Genomic DNA, 21,975 nt, shown 5'->3' on the forward strand with positions numbered 1-21,975 from the left:
ATCAATCCTCTCGTTGGTGATCGGGAAGGGCCCCCGCCGACGTGGTGCCGTCGGTCGGGGACGTTCGGGGGGATCCGAGCGGCACCGTCTCGAGGACGAGGTCGGATCGTTCGGCGTAGTGGCACGCCACCTGGGAGTGCGCCTGGGTGCGCAAGCCCGGGTCGTCGTTGTCGCACCGGCGCCGGTCCGCGTCGGGCAGCAGGCGGTAGAGCGGGCACCGCGTGCGGAAGCGGCATCCCGAGATCTCCTGCGTGGGACTCGGAAGGTCGCCGTCGAGCAGGATGCGCGTACGCGCACGCTCGATGCGCGGATCCGGGATGGGAGCCGCCGAGATGAGGGCCTTGGTGTACGGATGCCGGGGGTCGTCGAACACCTCGTCGACGGGGCCCTGCTCGACGATGCGTCCGAGGTACATGACCGAGACGTCGTCCGCGATCTGACGCACCACCGCGAGGTCGTGCGCGACGAACAAGAACGAGAGCCCGAGTCGCTCCTTCAGGTCTTCGAGCAGGTTGATCACACCGGCCTGGATCGACACGTCGAGCGCCGAGACCGGCTCGTCGAGGACGACGACCGCGGGGTCGGTCGCCAGAGCCCGCGCGATGCCGATGCGCTGACGCTGCCCGCCCGAGAACTCGTGCGGATAGCGGTCGGACATGTTCGGGTCGAGCCCCACGAGGTCGAGCAGCTCCCGCATCTTGCGATCGCGTTCGGCACGCGGGACGCCCTGCACCAGCAGCGGTTCGGTGATGACCTCGCCGACCGGCAGGCGCGGGTCGATCGCGCCCATCGGATCCTGGAAGACGATCTGGATCCCCTTGCGCAGCACCGCCTTGTCTCTGCGGTTGACCGTGGCGACGTCGGTGCCGTTGATGTGGATGCTGCCGCTCTGCGGGGCGACCATCTCCATGATCTCGAGGATCGTGGTGGTCTTGCCGCAGCCCGACTCCCCCACCAGGCCCATCGTGCGACCCGGTTGGATCGAGAACGAGATGCCGTCGACGGCGCGGACCGTGCCGACGCGACGAGGGAAGACCGAGCCCTTCATGAGCGGGAAATGCTTTACGAGGTTGGTGACCTCGACGGCGGGGGTCACGTCGGGGCGCAGCGGCGGGATCTCACCCAGCGCCTCGGGTCGCGGGAAGATATCGGGCCGCGCAAGGGCGCCGGAGGCGATCTCACCGGAGCGGATGCACGCCGCGACATGGTCGGGCACCGTCCCGTGGACCTCCAGGACGGGCTCGATGTCGTGGCACGCGTCGATCGCGATCGGGCAGCGGGCGGCGAACGGGCACCCCTTCGGGAGGGCGGCGAGGGACGGCGGGCGCCCCTCGAGCGGGACCAGTCTGTGCGAACCCGCGGTCTGCATGTTCGGCACCGAGCGCAGCAGGCCCACCGTGTACGGCATGTGCGGATCGTGGAAGATCTCGTCGACCGTCCCTCGCTCGACGAGCTTGCCGGCGTACATGACCGCGACACGGTCGGCGTGACCGGCGACGACGCCCAGGTCGTGCGTGATGAGCACCACGGCGGCGCCCGTCACCTCCCGGGCCTTCTGCAGCACCTCGAGGATCTGCGCCTGAATGGTGACGTCGAGAGCCGTGGTCGGCTCGTCGGCGATGATCACGCGCGGGTCGTTCGCGATCGCCATGGCGATCATCGCGCGTTGACGCATACCGCCCGAGAACTCGTGGGGGTACGCGCGGGCCCGACGCTCGGCATCCGGGATGCCGACGAGCTTGAGCAGCTCGACGCTGCGGGCCTGCGCCGCCTGGGCGCTCAGAGCGCGATCGTGCAGACGGAGTCCCTCGGAGATCTGGTCGCCGACCGTGTAGACCGGGGTCAGTGCCGACAGGGGGTCTTGGAAGACCATCGCCAGCTCGGCGCCGCGGATCTTCGACAGCTGCCCGTCGTTCATCCCAAGCAGGGAGCGCCCGTCGTAGAGGATGTCGCCCTCGACCTGCGCGTTCGAGGGCAGCAGCCCCATCACGGCGAGCGACGACACGCTCTTCCCGGAGCCGGACTCCCCCACGATTCCGAGGAACTCGCCCTCGTGCACGTCGTACGAGATGCCGCGGACCGCACGGACCGCAGCGCCGTCACGCTGCGGGAAAGTGACGCTGAGGTCGCGGACCGACAGCAGCGGCGAGCGGCCGGTCGAGGACAGCATGGTGGCGGATCGGGTGTCAGTCACGGTTCGCTCCCGAGGTGGGGTCGATGGCGTCGCGCAGGGCGTCGCCGATGAGGCTGATGGCCAGGAGCAGCACGATCAGCACGCCGGCGGGGTACACGAACAGCCACGGGCGGGTCACCGCGGCCGACGTGCCCGACGCGAGCAGTGTGCCGAGCGAGACGTCGGGCGCCTGGACGCCGAAGCCGAAGTAGCTGAGCGAGGTCTCGGCCATGATGGCCGAGACGATGCCGAGGGTTGCGTCGATGATGAGCAGCGACGCGATGTTGGGAATGATGTGGCGGCCCAGGATCTGCCGGGTCGGCATGCCCATGTAGCGCGCCGCGCGGACGAAATCGCGGTTGCGCAGCGACCGCGTCTGGTTGCGCACGACCTGGGCGAGGATCATCCAGCTGAACACCGCGAGGAAGAACGTCAGCGCCAGCCACGACAGGCCGCGTGTCAGCGGGCTCAGCAGCACGAGGATGAAGAACGACGGGATGACGAGCAGAAGGTGGATGAGCCACCCGATGACCGCGTCGATCTTGCCGCCGAGGTAGCCGGCGAGCGAACCCACGGCCGCCGCGATCAGCGTGGCGCCGATACCGGCGAGGGCGCCGATGATGAGCGACTTCTGCAGACCCACGAGGGTTTGGGCGTAGATGTCCTGACCGATGCCGTTGGTGCCGAACCAGTGCAGTTGGGTGGGCCCGAGACCGACGTTGAGGAAATCGCGCTGGGTCGCGTCGTAGGGGTACAGCAGCGGGCCGACGAAGGCCCAGAGCACGATGAAGACGAGGATGCTCGCCCCCACCCAGAAGCGCGGCATCTTGCGCAGGCGCGAGCGGACGAGCGCTCCGCGCGAGAGCGGCTTGCGGTCGCGGGTGACAGGGCTGGTGGCGACGAGCGATCCGTCGAGGGCCTCTTCCTGCATGGTCATGTCAGCTCCTCACTCTCGGGTCGAGTGCGGCGTAGAGCACCTCGGACAGAGTCGACGACAGCAGCACCAGCACGGCGACGAACAGGGTCGAACCCGCCACGGCGTTGATGTCCTGCTGAGTGACGGCGTTGAGCTGGAACTGCCCCATGCCTCGCCACGAGAAGACGATCTCGAGCATGGTGGAACCGGCGATCAGGGTGCCGAAGCTGTAGGCGAAGAAGGTGGACATCGGGATGAGCGCGATGCGCACCCCGTGGCGGAAGAGCGCCTGGGTGCGCGGCAATCCCTTCGCGCGGGCCGTGCGGATGTAGTCGGCCCCAAGCACGTCGAGCATCATGCTGCGCTGGTACCGCGAGTACGACGCGGCGCTGATGAGCACCAGCGCGAGGGTCGGCAGCAACAGGTGCACCGCGCGGTCGGCGACCATCGGCCAGAACCCCTCGACCCCCGCGGTGTACTCCCCCGTGAAGCGGATGAGCTGAGTGCCCGCGGCGTTGTTGAGGTTGGTCGCACCGATCATCAGGAGAACGCCGATGACGAAGGTCGGCGTCGCGAAGACGAGGTACGAGGCATAGGTCGTCACCTGATCGGTGGCACGGTACTGGCGCACCGCTCCCCACACGCCGATGAGGACACCGACGACGGCACCGATCAGCGATCCGATCAGCAGAAGACGAAGGCTGGTTCCGGCGCGCGTCGCGATCTCGGTCATGACGTCCTGGCCGCCGATCGTGTTGCCGAGCGAGAACTTCGTGAACAGGTTCACGAGCCAGTTCCACAACCGCACGAGGATCGGCACGTCGGGGTTGGCGCCGAGAGCATCCAGGCTCGCGACGATCGACTCCTGAGGGGGACGCGGGTTCATACCGTAGAAGCGGTCCTGGGGTCGCAGCAGAGCGCTACCGAGCACGTACGCCAGGCACGTCGCCAGCAGGCTCAGGACGGCGTAGTTCACGAACCGTCGTAGAACGTACAGCGTCATGAGGTGCGCGAGCCCGTCCGGAACACATCGGGGGTCAGCATCATGGGTGGTCCTCTCGCCTTCGAGATCCCCGCCTATTCGTTTGCCTGGCTAAGGATCTTCAGCGACCCTACGTCGGCTTCCCATGAAACGCGTGCCGGGGGAACACACTTTTCACGACCGTAACAAAGCTCTTACATGGCGCTTTGTCACCACGGTCTCCATCGAGCGCAGCATCGCGCTCAGCCGAGACCGCCTGAGATGAACAAAGCGATGATAACCCAGCAGATCAGAACCAGCAGGGAAATGACCGAGGGAATGTCCCACGAGCGGCGCACGACACCGCTCTTCGAGGCAGTGCGGCGCGCGGTCTCCCACGCCTCCTGAATGAGCTGCAGATCACGGATCGCGGGAGGCTCGCGACGACCCCGTGAGTCGTCGCGACGCAGCGGCGGTCGGCCGGGACGCCCCGCGACGGGGCCGCCGAACGCCTTCACGACGCGCGGCTCGTCGGTACGGATCTCGAGCTGCCAGCGCATGTCGATATCGGCGACACGCGCCCAGGCGACGTCGACGACGCGCAGCGGATTGTGGATGCGGATGCCATCGGCATCGATGCGCACGTGAGGGGCGAAGAGCAGGGCGTAGACGGCCCACAGCGCCAACAGCACCCACGGCGCCAGCAGGAGCATCTCGCCGACGCCGGCGCGGAGCGCGGCATCCCCCAAGAGCACGACCGCGAGCACCGCGCCGACGATCAGGCCCACGATCGACGACGGGGCGCGGAACACCCGTGGGTGCTCCGCGCCCCGAAAGCGCTCGTCGCGTGTCACGCGCCGCCCAGTGAGAGCGAGGCGCCGGGAATGGCGTCGAGCAGGCGCTGCGTGTACTCCTGCGACGGCTGGGCGAAGATCTCGTCGACCGTGCCCTGCTCCACGAGTTTGCCGCGCTCCATGACGCACACCAGGTCGGCGGCGACGCGGACGACGGCGAGGTCGTGCGTGATGAACAGGTACGTCAGCCCCAGCTCGGACTGCAGCTCCGCCAGCAGCTGGAGGATCTGCGCCTGCACGAGCACGTCGAGAGCCGAGACGGCCTCGTCGAGCACGAGGATGTCGGGCTTGAGCGCGAGCGCACGCGCGATGGCGACGCGCTGACGCTGTCCGCCGGACAGCTCGTTCGGATAGCGGGATGCCAGCTCCTGCGGCAGAGCGACCTGCTCGAGCAGCTCTTCCACACGGGCGCGGCGCGAGGCACCGTCACCCACCTTGTGTATGTTGAGCGGCTCCGCGATCAGGTTGCCGATGCTGCGGAGCGGGTCGAGCGAGCCGTACGGATCCTGGAAGACCGGCTGCATGCGGCGGCGGAGGTTGAAGGTGTCCTTCGCGTTCAGCTTGCCGGTGTTGACGCCGTCGACCTCGATCGAGCCCGAGGTGGGTTCCTCGAGCTTGAGCACCATCTTCGCGATCGTCGACTTGCCGGAGCCCGACTCGCCGACGAGGGCGAGCGTCTTGCCACGCGGGATCTCGAACGAGACCCCGTCGACGGCGCGGAACTGCTCGCTGCGGAACCCGCCCTGGCGGATCTTGTACTCCTTGACGAGGTCGGTGACCTTGACCGTCGCGGGAGCGTCGATGTCGGACTCGCGCAGGATGCCGCGGTCCTCCACCTTCGCCTGGATGCGCTGCGAAGCGATGCTGGGGGCGGCCGCCACCAGTCGCTGCGTGTACGGGTGCTGCGGGTTCTCGAGGATCTCGCGGCTGGGACCCGACTCGACGATCTCGCCCTGGTTCATCACGACGATCGTGTCGGCGCGCTCCGCGGCGAGCCCCAGGTCGTGCGTGATGAGCAGCACCGAGGTGCCCCGCTCGCGAGTGAGGGATGCCATGTGGTCGAGGATGACGCGCTGCACGGTGACGTCGAGAGCCGAGGTCGGCTCGTCGGCGATCAGCAGCTTCGGGTCGGCCGCGAGGCCGATACCGATGAGCGCGCGCTGGCGCATACCGCCCGAGAACTGGTGCGGGTACTGGTGCAGTCGACGCTCGGCGTCGGCGAGACCGGCCTGCTTCAGCACCTCGATCGCGCGCTGCTCGACCTCTTTGCGGCCGGTGGCGATGCCGTTCGCGCGGATCGCCTCCTTGACCTGGAAGCCGATGCTCCACACGGGGTTCAGGTTCGACATCGGGTCCTGCGGGACGTAGCCGATGTCCCTGCCGCGTACCGACTCGAACTGCGTCTGGCTGAGGTCGGTCAGCTCGCGCCCGTCGAGGGTGATGCTGCCGGCGGTGACGTGTCCGGTGCCGGGGAGCAGACCGATGACCGCAGACGCGGTCGTCGACTTGCCCGAACCGGACTCACCCACGATGGCGACGGTCTGACCGGGATACACGTCGAGGCTGACTCCGTGCAGGACCTCGCGCGTACCGCCTTCTCCCTCGAACGCGACCTTCAGGTCGCGCACGGACAGCAGCGGCGTCATGGTGGCGTCGCTCATCGGCGGGCCCTCGCTCTCGGGTCGATGGCGTCTCGGATGAGCTCGCCCAGCAGGATGAAGGCCAGCACCGTGACCGTCAGGGCGACAGACGGCCAGATCAGGGCCAGCGGCGCGATACGCAAGGACTGCTGCGCCTGGCTGATGTCGTTACCCCACGACATGGTGTCGCCGCCCAGGCCGACACCGAGGAACGACAGCGTCGCCTCCGCGACGATGGCCGCCGCGAGGCTGATCGTGGTGACCACGAGCAGAGGGGCGATCGCGTTCGGGATGACGTGCGTCAGCAGCGTGCGGAAACGCGTCTGACCGAGCGCCTGCGAGGCCGCCACGTAGTCGGCCTGACGCACGCGCAGTACCTCGGCGCGCACCACGCGCGCCGTCGACGCCCACGCGAACCCGCCGATCGCAAACGCCAGGGTGACGACGTTGCGGTACTGCGAGAAAACACTCATCACGACGATGGCCGCGAGGATGTAGGGAATCGAGAAGAAGATGTCGCCGACGCGCGAGATGACCGCGTCGAGCCATCCGCCGTAGAAGCCCGACAGCGCGCCCATGATCAGGCCGATGATCGTGCCGATCGCGGTCGCGAGCAGACCGACCGACAGCGACGTACGCGCTCCCCAGACGATGCGGGAGAAGGTGTCGCACCCCTGGAACGTGAAGCCCAGGATGTGGCCCGAGGCGGGACCGGCGTTGCTGTTGGACAGCTGGCAGTCGTTGTTGGGCGGCACCTGGGTGAACAGCGTCGGCCACACGGCCATCAGGATGACGACGGCCATGACGGCCAGCGCGATCCAGAACGTGGGGCGGCGACGGAGGTCGCGCCACGCGTCGAGCCAGAGGTTGCTCTTGCGGGCGGCGACGCGAACGGCGTCGACCGAGATGGTCTCGGTCTTGATCGGCGCGACATAGTGCGGCGCCGGGAACTGACTACTTGACATAGCGGATCCTCGGGTCCAGGAGGCCGTACAGGAGGTCGACGACGAGGTTGACCAGCACGTAGATGATGACGAAGACGGTCACGAACGAAACGACCGTGGGTCCCTCGCCGCGGATGGTGGCCTGGTACAGCGTGTTGCCGACACCGGGGATGTTGAAGATGCCCTCGGTGACGGTGGCGCCGACGAGGAGCACCCCGAAGTTCGTCGCGGAGTTCGTGATGACCGGGATGAGAGAGTTGCGCAGCACGTGCACGGGGATGACGCGGCGACGCGACAAGCCCTTGCTGTAGGCGGTGCGCACCCAGTCCTGGTTCAGCGTGTCGATGACCGAGCCGCGCATCAGGCGCATGCTCGTGGCGAAGAGGCTGAAGCCGAGCACGATGGCGGGCAACCACAGGTCGCCCCAGTTGTTCTGGGCACCCACGGTGGGTTTGAACCAGCCGAGCTGGATGGCCAGGAAGTACTGAGCGAGGAAGCACGCCACGAAGATCGGCAGGGCGACGAACAACAGGGCCACGATGAGCGCGACGTTGTCGAACAGCTTGCCCTTGCGGATGGCCGAGATGGTGCCGACCACCACAGCGAGGACGAGCTCGATGGCCAGGGCCATCACCGCGAGGCGACCGGTCACGGGGAGCGTGCGTGCGAGCACCTCGTTGACGGACTGACCCGAGAAGGTGGTGCCGAGGTCGCCCCGGAAGATCCCGCCGATGTACAGGAAGTACTGGACGATGAAGGGCTGGTCGAGGTGGTACTGCGCGCGCAGGGCTTCGACGACCTGGGGCGCAGGGGTCTTGTCGCCGAAGAGACCGAGGATCGGGTCCCCCGGCATGGCGAAGACCATGAAGTAGATCAGCAGGGTGGCCCCGAAGAACACGGGGAGGACCTGCAGCAGACGTCTGAGGATGTAGCCGAGCATCCGCTCTCTTTTCGAACGTGGGAAACGCCTCATCCGACGTTTTCAGGGGGGCATGGACCGCGAAAGGACCCGTGCCGTTTTATCACACGTCGTGATGAGGCCTGGCTGGCAGACCGCGAGGCGGTGACGAATCCGTCACCGCCTCGCGGGTGAGATCGGAAGGGTTACTTCGTGATCTCGTAGTACAGCGGAACCGAGTTCCACCCGAACTGGACGTTGTTGACGCCCTCGGCGTAGCCGCCGGTGACGTTCGAGTACCAGAGCGGGATGGCCGGGAGGTCCTTCAGCAGGATCTCCTGAGCCTTGGCGAAGTCGGCGTTCTGCGCCTCGAGGTCGGTCTCGGCGATGCCGGCCGTGATCTGCGCGTCGAACTCCGGGTTCGAGTAGTCACCGTCGTTCGACGAGGCGCCCGTGGCGTACAGCGGCGCGAGGAAGTTGTACGCACCGGGGTAGTCGGCCTGCCAGCCCGAACGGAACGTGGTCTCGATGCTGCGGTTGGTGACCGCCGAGCGCAGTTCCTTGAACGTCGGGTAGGGCGCGCCCGAGGAGTCGATGCCGAGCGTGTTCTTCAGCGAGTTCGTCACCGCGTCGACCCAGGACTGGTGTCCACCGTCGGCGTTGTAGGCGATCTGGAGCGAGCCGCTCCAGGGCGAGATGGCGTCGGCCTGGGCCCACAGCTGCTTCGCCTTGTCCGCGTTGAACTTCAGCACGTCGGCGCCCGAGAGCGAGTCCGACCAGCCCGCGATGACCGGCGAGGTGAAGTCGCTGGCCGGGGTGCGCGAGCCCTGGAAGATCGTCTTGGTGATCTCGTCGCGGTTGATGGCCATCGAGATGGCCTGACGACGGAGCTTGCCCTCTTCGCCGCTGAAGTGCGCGAGACGCTCGGGGATCGTGAACGACTGGAAGATCGCTGCCGGCTGGTTGACCGCGCGGTCCCCCAGGTCGGACTGGAACGTGGCCAGCGACGACGAGGGAACCCCGTCGATCACGTCGACGTTGCCGCCGAGCAGGTCGGCGTATGCGGCGTCCTGGGTGGCGTAGAAGATGATCGACAGACCACCGTTCTCAACCGTGCGACCGCCCTGGTAGTCGTCGTTCTTGACGAGGTCGATCTGCACGTTGTGCTGCCAGGCACCCTCGCCCTTGAGCTTGTAGGGGCCGTTGCCGATGGGGTTCTCACCGAAGGCGGCCATGTCGTTGAACGCGACGTCGGGCAGCGGGAAGAACGCCGAGTAGCCCAGGCGCAGCGCGAAGTCGGCGGCCGGCTTCGACAGAGCGATCGTGAAGGTGTAGTCGTCGACCTTCTGGAGACCGGTGAGCTCGGAGTCAGCGTCGTAGCTGAAGCCCACGATGTCCTCGAAGAACGAGCTGCTGACCTGGTTGTTCGAAAGCTGGGCGCCGTAGTTCCACGCCTTGATGAAGTTGTCGGCCTTGACCTCGGTGCCGTCCGTGAACTTCTGGCCCTTCTTCAGGGTGACCGTGAGGTTCTGGGGGTCGTTGGTGACGATGGACTCGGCCATGTCGTTGACCGGGGCGCCGGTTCCGTCGTAGTAGACCAGACCCGCGAAGATCGAGTCGAGGATCTTTCCTCCACCGACCTCGTTGGTGTTGGTGGGGATCAGCGGGTTCTGCGGCTCGGAGCCGTTCGTCCGAATGATCGCCGTGGCGTCGCCGCCCGATGACGAGCCGCCGCCGTTGTCTCCGCCGCCCGAGCAGCCGGCGAGCATAAGCCCGACAGCTCCCAGCAGGGCGAGGCCGGAGAGGGCAATCTTGTTGCGCTTCACAGTTCCTCCAGGGAAGGGATGATCGTCGCCCATGCAGGGCTTTCGCGCAGCACAAGGCGCGGGAAAGATCCGTCGGGCAGGATGAGAACACACTAGGCACGTTTACCCAGGTGCCCCAAACTCCTCTGAAAAACGTTACACAGCATTTACTCGAGAGGCTCTCCATGGAGCAATCTGACAAGCCGGTCCGGTCACGCGGCGGCGCAGACTGGACGTATCCTCCCGCCATCGCGCGCACGGAGACCTACCGGCGACGCCGGCTCGGGTGGGAGATCGCCATCGTGCTGCTCGTCAGCGTCGGTCAGTCCGCGATCTACTCGGTCGTCTCCTTCGTGCGTGCGGCGACGCGTGCGCCCATCTCGCAGCAGCAGACGCAGCTGAACCCCTCACGCAGCGCCGAGCCGCTGTGGGACGCCATCTACCAGTTCCTCGACATCTTCTTCTCGCTGGCCCTCGTGGCCCTGGCCGTCTATCTGCTGTGGGAACCGACGAGCAACGCCCTGCGCCGCATCGGCCTCGATTTCCGACGCTTCGGCGGCGACGCCGCGCGCGGGCTGCTGCTGGTGGTTCTCATCGGCGCCCCCGGGATCGGCGTGTACGCGATCGGCCGGGCACTCGGGCAAAGCATCGCGGTCATCCCCGCTCCCCTGGACTCGTCGTGGTGGGTCATCGCGCTGCTCGTCCTCGCGGCACTGCGAGCCGGCCTCACCGAGGAGGTCATCTTCCTCGGGTTCCTCTTCGACCGCCTGCGTCGTCTCGGCTGGTCGTGGACGGGGATCATCGTCTCGACGGCCCTCCTGCGGGGTAGCTACCACCTCTACCAGGGATGGCCCTCTGCACTCGGCAACGTCGTGATGGGGCTGGTCTTCGGCTGGTGCTACAAGCGATGGGGTCGCGTGATGCCCCTGGTGGTCGCACACACGATCATCGACATCGTCGCCTTCGTCGGATACCCCCTCGCGGCAGCGTGGTGGCCAGGGATCTTCGCTCCCACCCCCGCGCCGTCTCCGAGCTCCTGAGAGTCAGGACTGAGGCGGCGACCAGGTCCAGAACGCCGGCGGCAGCCCGTTGGGCTCGGAGGTGTAGGTCACTCCCCCGACGCCCGCTGCGCTGACCACGGCGCCCGTGCGCTCCAAGAGCGGCACTCCCGCGTGCGCGGCGAACAGCGACCGGTCGATGAGCTTCGCCTCCGACAGCACGTCGACGGGATCGGTGTGCGTGGTGAGGTCGTCGAAGAGCTCCTGGGTGTCTCCCCCGTCGATGCCCTCCGCGATGCGGTCGCGGGCCGAACGATAGAGGCTCTCGTCCTCGCCGACCCACGAGAGGGTGGCATCCGGAATCTCCGTCGCCGTGGCGGCTCGAACGGCGATGCCCGCCTTGGCGGCCATCGACACGATCCGCGGGAACACCAGCGAAGACGTTGGATCGGTGGTGTCGTAGGCCACTCGAAGCACGGCCGCCCGGTCGTTCAGGGCGGAGCGGGCGGCGTTCACGTCGGCTCCGGTCCCGGGAGCGCCGTTCCCCGACACGAGATCGTTGTAGAGCTGGCCGGTCGCCGGCGAGGAGAGGAAGGACTGCAGCGGCTGCGCGTTGGGACGGACGGCCCCGAGCACGTCTTGGACGAGGGATGAACGGTCGAGCGACAGAGTCGTCGCCTGACGAAGATCGGATGCCGTCGTCGTGGCGAACCGCAGCTGCAGCGTCTCTGACGTCGGCCCTACCTGGACGGTGAAGCCCGCATCGGTCAGCGTCTTCTGCTCCGCGACGTCGAGGTCACCGACGTTGGCCACATCCACCGTCCCCGCTTCGAGAGCCGACAACTGCGCGGCTCGATCCGGGAAGAACCGGACGGTGAGGCCTTCGAGGCCCGGAAAATGCGCGCCCTGGTAGCTGTCGCGTCGAGCGAGCTGGAGGGTGTCGGCCGTGATCTCCGAGACGGTCCACGGGCCCGAGGAGACGACGCCCGCGGGATCGGGGGTGGTCCCCGGTGCGACGTCGAAACCGGTGTTCCATGCCTGAGCGGCGGCGGCCAGCACGGGGTTCGGCGCGACCGGCGCCTGCGGGTCGCCCTCGGGCACGGTGAGGATCGCGGTGAGCAGGTCCTTGACGCTGACGCCCGCGCGCTGCGCGACGACGTGCACGGGACGATCGAGCAGCCATTGGCGATTCCAGTCGGCGAACGGCTGGTCGTAGGTGAGCGTGAGCGTGTCGTTCGCCCGGTCGAGACGGGGCCGCGTCGTACGAGCGTTGGGATCCGCGGGCAGCGCGGTGTCGAAGTAGCGCGTGCCCGAGACCAGCTGGCCGTTCGCGTCGTAGGTGGCGTCGTCGAAGAAATGCGAGGTGACGGCCCACCCGAACAGGAGATCGTCGAGCGTCACCGGAGTGCCGTCCGACCACACGCGGTCTGAGAACAGCTCGTAGCTCACGGTGAGCGGGTCGCCTTCGACGCGCGTGATGCGGCCGAGGCCGTTGTTCGGCACGACCTGCAGGTTTCCGTCCAGCGATCCGAGCTTCTCGTCGAGGAGAGCTGACACCGCCCGGTTGGCGGCCGTGTCGCCCGTAGCGCTGGCCGCGTTGAAGCTCGTGAGGGAACCGACGACACCGACCGTCAGACTCGTGCGCTGCTCCTTTGCCGGCTCGGGCGCGGGGTCGGCAGCCGAGCAACCGGCCAGCGCGAGCCCTGCGGCGACGAGGAGCGCGATCACGCGTCCCGGCCCGCCACGGCGTCGAGTCGGTCGAGGAACGTCGTTCAGCCCGTGGTGCACAGGGGCACTTTACTAAACGCCTCCTGAGGATCTCCCGGTCTCCTGCGGGCACCGGTCCGGCTCTGTCCGCCGGGGCGATGTTTCGCGGGCCGCGAGGCTGCATCCCGCTGACAAACCTTCGTCACGCTGCAACGCACTTGTCGGCGGGATGCAGTCTCGCGAGATCAACGGGTCCGCGAAAGGAGCGAGACGAGCGCGGCGCCGAACCCCGGATGCCGGGAGTCGACGCCGCGCGCGGGTCAGGCGAACGCCTCCGGCGGCGGGCACGAGCAGACCAGGTTGCGGTCGCCGTAGGCCTGGTCGATGCGGCGCACGGGAGGCCAGTACTTGCCGCGGATCAGCGAGCGGACGGGGTACACGGCGGTCTCGCGAGAGTACGGGTGGTCCCACTCCCCCACGACCACGGTCTCCGCCGTGTGCGGAGCGTTCACGAGGGGGTTGTCGTCGGCGGGCCACTCGCCAGCCGCGACGGCGAGGGCCTCGTGCTTGATGGCGATCATGGCATCCACGAAGCGATCCAGCTCGGCGAGGTCCTCGCTCTCGGTGGGCTCGACCATCAGGGTGCCGGCGACCGGGAACGACATCGTGGGCGCGTGGAAGCCGTAGTCGATGAGGCGCTTGGCCACGTCGTCGACCGTGACACCCGTCTGCTCCTTGAGCGGACGCAGGTCGAGGATGCACTCGTGCGCGACCAGACCGCCCTCGCCCGCGTACAGCACCGGGTAGTGCTCGCGCAGGCGCGTGGCGATGTAGTTGGCCGAAAGCACCGCCGCGGCCGTGGCCTGGCGGAGCCCCTCGGCGCCCATCATGCGCACGTACGCCCATGAGATGGGCAGGATTCCGGCCGAGCCGTGCGGGGCAGCCGAGACCGGACCGCCGTCGAACGTCCCCCCGGCGTGGTCGGCGCGCTGCGAGAACGGGTGCGAGGGCAGGTACGGCGCGAGATGCGCTTTCGCCGCCACCGGACCGACACCGGGTCCGCCGCCGCCGTGCGGGATCGCGAACGTCTTGTGGAGGTTCAGGTGCGACACGTCGCCGCCCAAGTCGCCGAACCGAGCGAAGCCGAGCAGGGCGTTGAGGTTGGCACCGTCGACGTACACCTGTCCGCCGGCGTCGTGCACCGCCTGCGTGATCTCGAGCACATCGTGCTCGTACACCCCGTGCGTCGAGGGGTAGGTGATCATCAGGGCCGAGAGCGCCTCCGCGTGCTGGGCGATCTTCGCGCGCAGGTCGACGAGATCGACGTTGCCCGCCTCGTCGCAGGCGACGACGACAACCCGCATGCCCGCGAGGATCGCGGAGGCGGCGTTCGTGCCGTGGGCCGACGACGGGATGAGGCACACCGTGCGCTCGGTGTCGCCGTTCGCGAGGTGGTAGCCGCGGATCGCGAGCAAGCCCGCGAGCTCACCCTGCGAACCGGCATTCGGCTGCAGCGACACCGCATCGTAGCCGGTCACCTCGGCGAGCCAGCGCTCGAGCTGGTCGATCATCTCGAGGTAGCCGTGCACGTCGGCCTCGGGCGCGAACGGGTGCACGCGCGAGAACTCCGGCCACGACACCGCCGCCATCTCGGTGGCCGCGTTGAGCTTCATCGTGCACGAGCCCAGCGGGATCATGCCGCGGTCGAGCGCGTAGTCGCGATCGGCGAGCGACTTGAGGTAGCGCATCATCGCCGTCTCGCTGTGGTGCGTGTGGAAGACGGGATGGGTGAGGTACTCGTCGTCACGGTGAAGGGCGCCGTCGACGCCGCGCAGCGCTTCGCCCACGGGCAGCTCGCCGCCGGCGAGACCGAAAGCGTTCAGCACGGCCGAGATGTCGGCATCCGTCGTCGTCTCATCCACCGAGACGCCCACCGTCGCATCGTCGACCCAGAGCAGCTGATATCCCCCCTCGCGGGCGCGGTCGACCACGTCCTGCGCGCGCCCGGGAACGTGCACGCGAACGGTGTCGAAGAACGCGTCGCTCCCGAGGGTCAGGTCGTACGAGCGGAGAGCGGATGCCAGGGCATCGGCCTTCTGCGCGACCCGCGTCGCGATCGCTCGGAGGCCGTCGGGTCCGTGGTAAACGGCGTACATCGCGGCCATGACGGCGAGGAGCACCTGGGCGGTGCAGATGTTCGACGTCGCCTTCTCGCGGCGGATGTGCTGCTCGCGCGTCTGCAGCGAGAGGCGGTAGGCGGGGGCGCCGACGGCATCCTGGGACACTCCGACGAGACGGCCCGGCAGCTGACGCTCGAGGCCCGCCCGCACGGCCATGTAACCGGCGTGGGGTCCGCCGAAGCCGAGCGGCACACCGAAGCGCTGGGTCGTGCCGACCGCGACATCGGCGCCGAGCGCGCCCGGTGAGCGCAGCAGGGTGAGCGCGAGCAGGTCGGCCGCGGCGACGACGAGACCGCCCTTCGCGTGCATCGTCTCAGCGACGGTCGAGAAGTCCCAGACGCGTCCTGTCGCGCCCGGGTACTGCACGAAGGCGCCGAACGCCTCGGGCAGCTCGCCCGCGAACGCGGTCTCTTCGATGCGGATGCCGACGGCCGCGGCACGGTGGTGCAGCAGGGCCTTGGTCTGGGGTAAGGCGTCGACGTCGACGAGGAAGACATCGGTCTTCGCCTTCGAGGCGCGACGGGCCACGAGCATTCCCTCGACGACCGCGGTGGACTCGTCGAGCATCGAGGCGTTCGCGGTGGCGAGGCCCGTCAGATCGGTGACCATCGTCTGGAAGTTGATGAGCGCCTCGAGCCGGCCCTGCGAGATCTCGGGCTGGTACGGCGTGTAGGCCGTGTACCAGGACGGGTTCTCGAGCACGTTCCGCGCGATCACCGACGGGGTGAACGTGTCGTAGTAGCCGAGGCCGATCAGCGGCCGCGCCGAGCGGTTCGCGGTGGCGAGCTCGCGGAGCTCTGCGAGCGCCTCGGCCTCGGTCGCCGCGGGCGGGATCGAGCTGGTCGCACGGGGCTGGACGTGGATGGATGCCGGCACGGCGGTCTCGACGAGCGCCTCGACGCTGTCGTAGCCGACGGTCTCGAGCATGCGGGCCTGGGCCGCCGCGTCGACGCCGATGTGGCGGTCGACGAACACCGCGGGCGTTCCCGCGTCGGTGCGCGGAGGAAGAAGAGTGCTCACGCGGTGAGCTCCTCGTAGGCGGCACGGTCGAGCAGGTCGGCGGGGAGCTCGCCGTCGACGCGGATCTTGATGAGCCAGCCTCCGTCGAAGGGCTCGGCGTTGACCAGGGAGGGGTCGTCGACGACCGCGTCGTTCACCTCGACGACGGTGCCGCTCAGGGGCGCGTAGAGCTCGCCGACCGACTTGGTCGACTCGATCTCGCCGCAGACGTCGCCTGCGGTGACCGCGGAGTCGGCGCCGGGGAGCTCGACGAAGACGACGTCGCCGAGCTTGTCGGCGGCGAAGTCGGTGATGCCGACCGTCGCGATGTCGCCGTCGAGGGCGATCCACTCGTGCTCGGACGTGTAGCTGAGGGCGGTGAGGTCGGTCATGCGTTTCTCCGATAGAAGGGAAGGGCGGTGACGGTCGCGGGGATGCGGGTCCCGCGCACGTCGATGGTCAGTTCGGTTCCGGGTTCGGATGCCGCGGGGGCGACGAAAGCCATCGCGACGGGGTGGCCGAGGGTGGGGCTGAGGGCCCCGCTGGTGATTTCGCCGACGGTCTCGTCCCCGTGCAGCACGGCGTAGCCGGCGCGACCCGCGCGACGCCCCGCAGAGACGAGACCGACGAGCACGGGGGCGTCGGCGGGACCCGAGGACAGCCCGTCCTTCCCGACGAACGCCTCTTTGTCGGCGGCGACGACGCGACCGAGGCCCGCCTGGGCGGGGACGATGTCGCGCGAGAGCTCGTGACCGTACAGCGGCATGCCCGCCTCGAGGCGGAGAGTGTCACGCGCAGCGAGGCCACACGGCACGAGACCGTGAGCAGCGCCCGCGGCGAGCGCGGCGTCCCACAGCGCGGCGGCCTGCGCGGTGGGGATCATGAGTTCGTATCCGTCTTCGCCGGTGTAGCCGGTGCGGGCGACGAACAGCGGTGCGCCCTCGAACGTCCCCTCGGTCCAGGCGTAGTAGCCGAGCTCGTCGAGAGCGGTGCCGGTGATCTGCACCCCCGGGGTGGAGCTCAGGATGCCGCGCGCCTCGGGCCCCTGAAGAGCGATGAGGGCGTAGTCGTCGGTGACGTCGTCGACGAGCGGCGCCTCGGGGAACGTGCGCCGCGCCAGATCGAAGGCCGAGGCCACGGCATCCCGATTACCGGCATTGGAGATGACGAGGAAGCTCTGCTCCCCCGTGCGGTAGACGATGACGTCGTCGACGATGCCGCCGCTCTCGGCGAGCACCAGCGAGTACTTCGCCTTACCGATCTTCATGGTCGACAGTCGCCCGGCGAGCACGTAGTCGAGGAACGCGGGCGCGGCCTCGCCCTCGACGCGGAACTCCGCCATGTGCGAGATGTCGAACAGCCCCGCGGCCGTGCGCACCGCGTGGTGCTCGGCGAGGTCGGAGGTGTAGCGCACGGGCATGTTCCAGCCGCCGAAGTCGGTGAACGAGGCGCCGAGGGCCTCGTGTCGATCGTTCAGCGGCGACGTGCGCGGTGGAGCGGGGGTTTCGGTCATGAGTTCTGCCGTTCGCGATGACGGACAGACGTCGGACGACGCCTGGAGAACTCCCCCTCTGTCATGGACCTGAGAGTTTCACCCGTGCGGTCGAATCGAGCGCGGGCTTTCACCGTCGGCGGACCCGGGACGGTGCATCCGGGTCTCTTTCCAGAGTGGCCCGATCGACGCGGTACGCGTACCTGAGAGATTGGCGGGGAGGCTTGCTCCTTCGGTGTCCGGCTGCGTTCGCCGGAGCTCTCCCGCATCGATCATGGGGCCGGTGTGGACTTGTGGGGTCAGCCTAGCGGAGCTCGGGCGCGGGACGTGCGATGTTCAGCCGTTGTCCTGCTTGCGTATTTCGCGGGCGTCTCCGGGGACGCAGAGGGAGGTGCCGGCAATGTAGTAGTCGCCGGGGGCCGTTGAGAACGACAGACCCGCCACGGTCCCGCCCGAGGCGTACACGACGTAGAGCGGCGTATCGACGACACGCACCTGCATGCCGAGCGAACGCCAGTAGTCGGCGATGACCTTGGCGTCGGCACCCCGATCACTGTCCGGAGCGGGTGCCCCGTAGCCATATGAGTAATTGACGCGCTGGCCTTGTTGATCGCCGCAATCGCCGACCTCGGGCGCGTGATCGCGGTTCCACCCCGCGACATTGAGCTGGGCCGCACTGTCTTCGATGGTTGAGACGAGAGCGTCACGGGCCTCAGCGGGAGTCATACTGTCTTCCTTCGATTGCACACAGCCGGCCAAAGTGATCGGTGAGATGAGGACGAGCGCTCCGAGCACCATCGCAAGGACGGGCCGACTAGTTCGAGAAGCCATTCGTCAATCCTTCGATCAGCGCTTTCTGCAGCGGGGTCGGAGCTGGCGGAACATAAGGCGACACGAGATCACCACGTCCGGTCGTGGCGAGGGCCACGTTGCGCAAAGACTCCGTCTGCTTGTCAAGATAACCCCCCTCATCCGATGTGACTGCGCCATGATCGTTGACCGCGCGCAGCGCTCCGTCTCCGGCGACGCTGAATGCGTGTGATCCGAAATCCGGGCTGATCGGATTGACGGAATGGTCAGGAGCCAGACGCCCTGTCCACGCCCACTGATCGCCTCGAGCAGGATCTATCGCCCAAACGTCCTGGGCCTGCCCCGAGAACACGGAATCCGCATGTATGTCCGACGCCGAATCAATGTTCGTCGGCAAACCTGCTGAACCTAGCGTGACGAAGGAGTCGACGTGGACCTGGTCTTCAGTCAGAGCCAGAGACGCCGTGGTGGTCCCGTAGGAATGCGCCACAATGTTCACTTGCGCTCCGGAGTTGACGTGGTCAAGGGAACGCAAGTCACGGGCGAGGTTCGCTGCTCCCGCGTCAGCCAGGTCGTTATGCATGACGTCGAAGCCTCCCTCCATGATCGGCACGGGCGGGGTCTTGTACCCGATCCAGGCCACGGTCGCATGGGAATGGCCCGGATCCGCGCGGTTTTGCTGATCGAGGAGGTTCTGAGCGGCGCGCGACCAACCGTCCATCCCCTCGGTCGTGGTTCCCATGCCGGGCACGGCGTACGTGATGTTGTCCGCGGTGTCGAGATCGCCGATGGATATCGCGGCGAGAGGGGGCGAGTCCCCCGTGAGAGTGATGAGGTGCCGAGGGGCGCCGCCGGCAGGTGACGTCAGCGACGACTCGATGTTCTCAAGACCCTCCACCCGAGAACGCGCACGATCGAGCCGCTCGGCATACGCCTCGGCGGCGGCCTGTCCCCCGACGATCTCGTCGTATGTCGGTGGCTTCTCCGCCTCGGCCAGCGCTGCGCGCGCGTCTGCGAGCTGGTCCTTGAGCCAGATGCGGTTCGCCTCGTCGCGAGCGGCGTAGGCGACTCCCCCGAGGTTGCCGATGATCGCCGGGGCGGCGTGGATGAGCGCGTTTTTCTGCGCCGCGTCCAGGTGCGCCCACCACGGTGCGACGGCCGCCGGCTCTGCCCGGGCGAGAATCCCGGCGAGGTTCGGGCGGGCCCGCAGAAGAGCGGCCAGACTCCCGGCGTCCGCGCCGGCGAGAGCGTCGAGCACCTGGCCGGGATTCGCACAACCCGTCAGGAGAGCCGCCCACTCGTCGGCGCCCAGGCCGGGCACGGCGATGGCGGCGCGAAGCACGGCAGCCGCCCTTTGCGCGGCATCGCGGAGTGCCGCACGCGCATCCGCGAGGACCGCCCTGGCCTCTGCTCGCGGTCCGGAGCCCAGGAACGCTCGTCGGTCCGGCCCGAGCCAACCGGTGGGCGTGGCGGGTGGCTCTTGGAAAGCCGCAGCGTCGAGCGCGTCGGCTCGGTCCCACAGGTCGACGGCGTCTCCGGCCCTTGCCCGTGCAGCGTCGATCGCGGCGGCGACGTCTTCGAGTGCCGATCCACCGCGCCGGAAGGCGGCCGCCATGGCGGACCAGCCGGACGCCACAGCCCCGACACGCGTCCCGTAGGCGTCGGCCGCTTCGCCGGTCCAGTCCGCGACCGCCTGCATCGTCCGGAGCGCTGCCCCGACCTCGTCGGCGTTCTGCTCACGCACCCGCCACGCGGAGATCGCCCGATACAGAGCGGCGACATCGCCGGGGATGAGGGCGGATGGGTCTCGCGTATCACCGAGTTCGGCAGTCACTCGATGACCCACCCCTCGACGGCACCCAGCGCTCGAACGTCGGCCTGGGCGCTGGCGTCCAAGCTCTCGAACATGTCCGCGACCTCGCGTAGCCCCGCCGCGAGCGCCTGGACACCACGGCGACGTTCGGCGGTGCAGTCGTTCATGCACCCGACGAACTCCGCCAGGGCGAGGTTCAGGTCGGGCTGGTCGGCGACGGAGAAGCCCCAGACATCGGGCTCACCGGGCACGACATCGACCATCTTCGCCGCCACCCGCCGCACCTCATCGACGGATATCGAGATGTCCCCCATGCGCAGGAGCATAGACAGATGACGCAGCGACACGGGGCGCCAGAGGGAAATTTCACCCGCCCCACGGCCGACGGCCCTCGTCGCCGGCGGGGCAGAGAGCGCTCGCCGAAGCGGGCGGCGCATTGGCCTCCCCACCGCCCGAGGCGCGGAGGCGGCTCAGCCGCGCGTGCAGTTCCCGGACGCCACGGGCGCCGACAACGAGCCCATCTGCGCCATCACCGGTTCGAGCTCGGTGGGCGTCATGGCGTAGCCGACGTCGTCGTCGGTGTCGGAGCGGGCGAACACGATGCCCGCGACCTGGCCCGAGGTGGTCAGCAGCGGACCGCCCGAGTTACCCGGGCGCACGATGCCGGCCAGGGCGTAGATGTCGCGCGGAGCGCGTGAGTCGTCGTAGATGTCGGGGACCGGAACCGTCCCCTCCGAGAGGATCTGCGCGCTTCCCGAGGTGAACGGCCCTCCACCCGGATAGCCCTGGACGACGGCGGGAGCGCCCACCGCGAGCGTCTGCGCGATCGGCAGGGCCGCGGCATCCAACTGGTCGACGGAGATGACCGCGATGTCGTCGATCGGATCGAAGTAGACGACGCGGCCTTCGCGGGCCGGACGCCCCGGGAGCTCCACGAGCGGGGTGTCGACCCCCGCGACGACGTGCGCATTGGTGACGACGCGGTTCTCGGCCACGACGAAGCCCGAGCCGCTCGAGGTGATGCCGCACGCATAGGCGGTGCCCGAGATCCGTGCGACCGACTGCGCGGCCTGGGTGAGAGCGGGGTCGTCGAGGGCGATGCTCGGGGTCGTGGGAACCGGACCGATCTGGATGAGCTCGCCCAGACGAGGGATGCCGTCGGCGAAGATCGTTCCTCGCAGGTCGGCGAGCGCACCGCGCACGGGAGCGGGCGTGAGGTCGTCGATCGTGCGCACCACGGCCGAGGAGCCGAGTGCGGCGGAGACGACGGGGACTCCCACCGGGGTGAGTGAGCCGGCGACGAACGAGATCGTGAGGGCGGCGGCCGCGACGTTGACGACCCCGCCGAGGAGGCGCTCGGGGACGCGCAGCTTGATGCGGTCGGCACCACGACGGAAGAATCCGCCCACGGCACTGCCGAGACCCGAGCCGATCACGAGGAGCGCGATCCCGGCGCCGATCATGGCGGGTCCGCGCCACGCGAGGTCGGTGACCCACTGACCGACGAACGGCAGCGCCCAGTACGCGGCGACGGCACCGAGCGCGAGGCCCGCGAAGAAGCCGACGGTGGCGAGAAAGCCCCGGGACAGACCCACGGCGAGTGCGACCGCCAGAAGGGCGATCAGGGCGATGTCGACGATCGGCATCCGACCTCCTGTGTTCGCATCGAGGCTAGGACGCCCGTCTGAGAGAACCCTTTCGACGCGCGGGCCGAGCCGGCCGCCGCGCATCCGCGGCGCGCACCGGTTCGGGGCGCGTCCGACGTTCGGGGCGGTGATTTCACGC

17 protein-coding genes and 1 riboswitch are annotated in these 21,975 nt (G+C 68.5%); of the genes, 1 reads left to right on the plus strand and 16 read right to left on the minus strand.

Translation table 11 applies throughout. From position 1 onward, the window contains the following. Nucleotide 1: 1 nt before the first annotated feature. The 8 genes from DEU35_RS15460 to DEU35_RS15495 all read right to left on the minus strand — a co-directional run bounded on the left by DEU35_RS15460 (nt 2) and on the right by DEU35_RS15495 (nt 10,212). A complete protein-coding gene (locus DEU35_RS15460; protein WP_116240019.1) occupies nt 2–2,170 on the minus strand; it encodes an ABC transporter ATP-binding protein in 2,169 nt (722 codons plus the stop codon). A 16-nt stretch (nt 2,171–2,186) separates the two neighbouring features. After that, nucleotides 2,187–3,110 carry an ABC transporter permease gene (locus DEU35_RS15465; protein WP_103210907.1) on the minus strand — a complete coding sequence of 308 codons (924 nt, stop codon included), beginning with the start codon at nt 3,108–3,110 and terminating at the stop codon, nt 2,187–2,189. Nucleotide 3,111: 1 nt separating this feature from the next. After that, entirely contained in the window at nt 3,112–4,092 is a 981-nt protein-coding gene (locus tag DEU35_RS15470) for an ABC transporter permease (protein ID WP_103210908.1), read from the minus strand. Nucleotides 4,093–4,313: 221 nt separating this feature from the next. Continuing rightward, nucleotides 4,314–4,862: a PH domain-containing protein gene (locus tag DEU35_RS15475; RefSeq protein ID WP_246078222.1), complete on the minus strand. Its 549-nt coding sequence runs from the start codon at nt 4,860–4,862 to the stop codon at nt 4,314–4,316. 38 nt (nt 4,863–4,900) lie between these two features. Continuing rightward, on the minus strand, nt 4,901–6,565 hold the full coding sequence (locus tag DEU35_RS15480) for an ABC transporter ATP-binding protein (protein ID WP_103210910.1): 1,665 nt from the start codon (nt 6,563–6,565) through the stop codon (nt 4,901–4,903). Beyond that, nucleotides 6,562–7,509, minus strand: coding sequence for an ABC transporter permease (locus DEU35_RS15485; protein ID WP_103210911.1), 948 nt, complete (start codon nt 7,507–7,509; stop codon nt 6,562–6,564). The genes DEU35_RS15480 and DEU35_RS15485 overlap by 4 nt, the downstream gene beginning before the upstream one ends. Then, a complete protein-coding gene (locus tag DEU35_RS15490) occupies nt 7,499–8,428 on the minus strand; it encodes an ABC transporter permease (RefSeq protein ID WP_103210912.1) in 930 nt (309 codons plus the stop codon). The genes DEU35_RS15485 and DEU35_RS15490 overlap by 11 nt, the downstream gene beginning before the upstream one ends. A gap of 164 nt (nt 8,429–8,592) precedes the next feature. Next, nucleotides 8,593–10,212: an ABC transporter substrate-binding protein gene (locus tag DEU35_RS15495; RefSeq protein WP_218026351.1), complete on the minus strand. Its 1,620-nt coding sequence runs from the start codon at nt 10,210–10,212 to the stop codon at nt 8,593–8,595. Between the two features lie 164 nt (nt 10,213–10,376). On the opposite strand from DEU35_RS15495, the gene DEU35_RS15500 reads away from it, so the two are divergent. After that, nucleotides 10,377–11,231, plus strand: coding sequence for a CPBP family intramembrane glutamic endopeptidase (locus tag DEU35_RS15500; RefSeq protein WP_258027984.1), 855 nt, complete (start codon nt 10,377–10,379; stop codon nt 11,229–11,231). Between the two features lie 3 nt (nt 11,232–11,234). On the opposite strand, the gene DEU35_RS15505 is transcribed toward DEU35_RS15500, so the two are convergent. The 8 genes from DEU35_RS15505 to DEU35_RS15540 form a co-directional block, all read right to left on the minus strand. Further along, on the minus strand, nt 11,235–12,977 hold the full coding sequence (locus DEU35_RS15505; protein WP_116240021.1) for an ABC transporter substrate-binding protein: 1,743 nt from the start codon (nt 12,975–12,977) through the stop codon (nt 11,235–11,237). Between the two features lie 239 nt (nt 12,978–13,216). Then, a complete protein-coding gene (gene gcvP / locus DEU35_RS15510) occupies nt 13,217–16,003 on the minus strand; it encodes an aminomethyl-transferring glycine dehydrogenase (protein WP_396652092.1) in 2,787 nt (928 codons plus the stop codon). Between the two features lie 89 nt (nt 16,004–16,092). Beyond that, nucleotides 16,093–16,467, minus strand: a complete 375-nt coding sequence (gene gcvH / locus DEU35_RS15515; protein ID WP_116240023.1) for a glycine cleavage system protein GcvH — start codon at nt 16,465–16,467, stop codon at nt 16,093–16,095. Next, entirely contained in the window at nt 16,464–17,588 is a 1,125-nt protein-coding gene (gene gcvT, locus DEU35_RS15520; protein ID WP_116240024.1) for a glycine cleavage system aminomethyltransferase GcvT, read from the minus strand. Before gcvT ends, gcvH begins: the two co-directional genes overlap by 4 nt. 160 nt (nt 17,589–17,748) lie before the next feature. After that, nucleotides 17,749–17,843, minus strand: a riboswitch (glycine riboswitch). 60 nt (nt 17,844–17,903) lie between these two features. Continuing rightward, complete coding sequence (locus tag DEU35_RS15525) at nt 17,904–18,293, minus strand: hypothetical protein (RefSeq protein WP_146035584.1); 390 nt, start codon at nt 18,291–18,293, stop codon at nt 17,904–17,906. 88 nt (nt 18,294–18,381) lie between these two features. Beyond that, on the minus strand, nt 18,382–20,223 hold the full coding sequence (locus DEU35_RS15530) for an alpha/beta hydrolase (RefSeq protein WP_396652090.1): 1,842 nt from the start codon (nt 20,221–20,223) through the stop codon (nt 18,382–18,384). Then, on the minus strand, nt 20,208–20,504 hold the full coding sequence (locus DEU35_RS15535; protein ID WP_141377367.1) for a hypothetical protein: 297 nt from the start codon (nt 20,502–20,504) through the stop codon (nt 20,208–20,210). Before DEU35_RS15535 ends, DEU35_RS15530 begins: the two co-directional genes overlap by 16 nt. Before the next feature lie 156 nt (nt 20,505–20,660). Further along, a complete protein-coding gene (locus DEU35_RS15540; protein ID WP_103210920.1) occupies nt 20,661–21,836 on the minus strand; it encodes a MarP family serine protease in 1,176 nt (391 codons plus the stop codon). Between the last annotated feature and the right edge of the window lie 139 nt (nt 21,837–21,975).

Origin of the sequence: Microbacterium sp. AG157, from assembly GCF_003385695.1 — a bacterium.
Lineage (GTDB): Bacteria > Actinomycetota > Actinomycetes > Actinomycetales > Microbacteriaceae > Microbacterium > Microbacterium testaceum.